Here is a 468-nt window from a genome sequence, read left to right as displayed (position 1 = left end):
GCGCAGGACGCGCGCCTTGGTGTTGCGACGGATCTCGCCCGAGCGGACGAGCGAACCGGCGATGTTGCCGAACTTGGAGGAGCGGAACACCTCGCGCACCTCGGCGGTACCGAGCTGCACCTCCTCGTACTCCGGCTTGAGCATGCCCTTGAGGGCCGCCTCGACGTCGTCGATCGCCTGGTAGATGACCGAGTAGAAGCGCACGTCGTCGCCCTCGCGGTCGGCCAGCTCCTCGACGCGCTCCGCGAACTTCACGTTGAAGCCGATGATGATCGCGTTGTCGACCGTGGCGAGGTTGACGTCGTGCTGCGTGATGGCACCCACACCGCGGTGGATGACGCGCAGGTCGACCTCGTCGCCGACGTCGATCTTGAGCAGCGCGTCCTCGAGGGCCTCGACGGCACCCGAGACGTCGCCCTTGAGGACGAGGTTGAGGGTCTCGACCTTGCCCTGCTGGAGCGCCTGCGT

General features: G+C 67.1%; 1 pseudogene. It reads right to left on the bottom strand.

The annotated features are described in order from the left end of the window. Positions 1-468, bottom strand: a pseudogene (locus G3I71_RS47145) (translation initiation factor IF-2); the annotation flags it as partial.

Source organism: Streptomyces sp. SID12501, from assembly GCF_010550245.1.
Lineage (GTDB): Bacteria > Actinomycetota > Actinomycetes > Streptomycetales > Streptomycetaceae > Streptomyces.
This window is presented reverse-complemented; position numbering and strand designations above follow the sequence as displayed.